The sequence below is a fragment of the Rhodoferax sp. genome, assembly GCF_039922535.1.
Classification (GTDB): Bacteria; Pseudomonadota; Gammaproteobacteria; order Burkholderiales; family Burkholderiaceae_C; genus Rhodoferax_B.
In genome coordinates, this window is sequence record NZ_JBDTEM010000344.1 from 1 (window position 1) to 2,134 (window position 2,134).

Below are 2,134 nucleotides of genomic sequence, written 5' to 3' on the forward strand. Positions count from 1 at the left end.
GTGGAGCCGGTGGCTTGGGGATGGATCGCCGCTTTGGCGGGGCTGTGCAGCCTGCTCTGGTTTGCTCCGCTGCGCTTGCGGGTGGCGGCCCAGGTGGCGCTGGCGGTGGTACTGCTACTGTTGGTGCTGGCCGTGGGGGCTTTGCAGCAGGGCCTGTACCTGGCGGTGGTGGTGCCCGTGCTGGTGGGCCTGCTGGCGCTGGCTGGGCGCTGGACGCTCAGCGCCGTGCTGGAAAAAGGCGAGCGCCGCCGCTTGCGCGCCGCCTTTGCGGGCTACGTCAGCCCACTGGTGATGCAGGAAATTGTGCAAGGCCGCCTGGCCCCCGCGCTGGGCGGCGAGCTGCGCCATGTGTGCATGTTGTTTGCCGACATCCGGGGCTTTACCAGCCTGAGCGAAACCCTGTCGGCGCAGCAGGTGCTCAGCCTGCTAAACCGCTATTTTGAGCAGGTCAACCTGGCGATACACGACCAGGGTGGCACCATCAGCTGCTTTATGGGCGACGGCATCATGGCGATATTTGGGGCCCCGCAAACCCTGGCCGCGCCCAGCGTACCGGCCTTTGCCGCCGCCCGCGCCATGCTGGCCGCGCTGGACAAGCTCAACGCTGCACTGCAGACCGAAGGCACGCCCCCCATCGCCATTGGTATTGGTTTGCACGTGGGCGATGCCATCGTCGGCCACCTGGGTTCGCAGGCGCGGCACGACTATTCGGCGATTGGCGACGCGGTCAACGTCGCCTCCCGCATCGAAGGCCTGACCAAAGACTTGGGCTACCCGCTGCTGTGCTCCCAGGCGGTGGTGGCCGAGCTGGCGCAGTTTCCCTTCTTTACCGACTTGGGCGTGCAGGCCGTGAAGGGCCATACGCCGGTGCACGTGTGGGGGTGGAAACCCGCCGCTACTTTATAGGTAAATAATGCCTCTTGCGCAGTATCTACCTGCGCAAGAAGCTATATAAAAAATAGCAAAAAGGTTTTATACGCCACGCGCCCGATCGGCCTTGAACTGCACTCGGAAGGCACCAAATGTCCCCGCATCCAGCGCCGCCCGTACTTCAGACATCAGGTTCAAAAAGTAGTGCAGGTTGTGGATGCTGGCCAGCATGGGGCCGAGCATTTCGGCGCAGCGGTCCAGGTGGTGCAGATAGGCGCGGCTGAAGCCGTCGCGGCCCCCAATGGCATAGGCCACGCCACTGGTGCCTGCGCAGGCGTGGCAGGTGCAGGTGACGTCCAGCGGTTGCTCGTCGGTCTTATGGCGGGCGTTGCGGATCTTTAAGTCACCAAAGCGGGTGAAAAGCGTACCGTTGCGCGCATTGCGGGTGGGCATGACGCAGTCGAACATGTCTACGCCGTCGGCCACGCCCTGCACCAAGTCTTCGGGTGTGCCCACGCCCATCAGGTAGCGCGGCTTGTGGGCCGGCAGGCGGTGCGGCGTGTGCGCCATGATGCGCAGCATCTCGTCCTTGGGTTCGCCCACGCTGACGCCGCCCACGGCATAGCCGGGGAAGTCCATTTCCACCAATTGCTCCAGCGATTCCTGGCGCAGGCTTTCGAACATGCCGCCTTGCACGATGCCGAACAGCGCGTTGGGGTTCTCCAGCTTGGTGAATTCGGCCTGGCAGCGCTTCGCCCAGCGCAGGCTGAGTTCCATCGAGCTGCGGGCTTCGCGTTCGGTAGTGATGTGGCCCTTGGTGTCGTAGGGCGTGCATTCGTCGAACTGCATCACGATGTCGGAGTTCAGCGTGGTCTGGATCTGCATCGAGATCTCGGGCGTCAGGAACAGCTTGTCGCCGTTGACCGGCGAAGAGAAGCGCACGCCTTCCTCGCTGATCTTGCGCATGGCACCGAGCGACCAGACCTGAAAGCCGCCGGAGTCGGTCAGGATCGGCTTGTTCCATTTCTCGAACGCATGCAGACCACCGAACTGCGTCACCACGTCGAGCCCTGGGCGCATCCACAGATGGAAGGTGTTGCCCAGGATGATCTGCGCGCCCATGTCCTCCAGGCTCTGCGGCGTCACACCCTTGACCGTGCCGTAGGTGCCGACTGGCATGAAGATGGGGGTTTGCACCACGCCGTGGTTTAGCGTCAGCGTGCCGCGGCGGGCGTGGCTGCCCGCGTAATCGCCGCGAGGCTGG

2 protein-coding genes are annotated in these 2,134 nt (G+C 64.1%); one reads left to right on the top strand and one right to left on the bottom strand.

Annotation, left to right across the window (positions count from 1 at the left end; translation table 11 throughout):
* On the top strand, positions 1–906 hold a 906-nt coding region (locus ABI213_RS16340), incomplete at its 5' end, for an adenylate/guanylate cyclase domain-containing protein (RefSeq protein WP_348027871.1).
* Between the two features lie 66 nt (positions 907–972).
* Here the strand turns inward: ABI213_RS16340 and tgt are convergent.
* Positions 973–2,088, bottom strand: coding sequence for a tRNA guanosine(34) transglycosylase Tgt (gene tgt / locus ABI213_RS16345; protein ID WP_348027873.1), 1,116 nt, complete (start codon positions 2,086–2,088; stop codon positions 973–975).
* Positions 2,089–2,134: the final 46 nt, after the last annotated feature.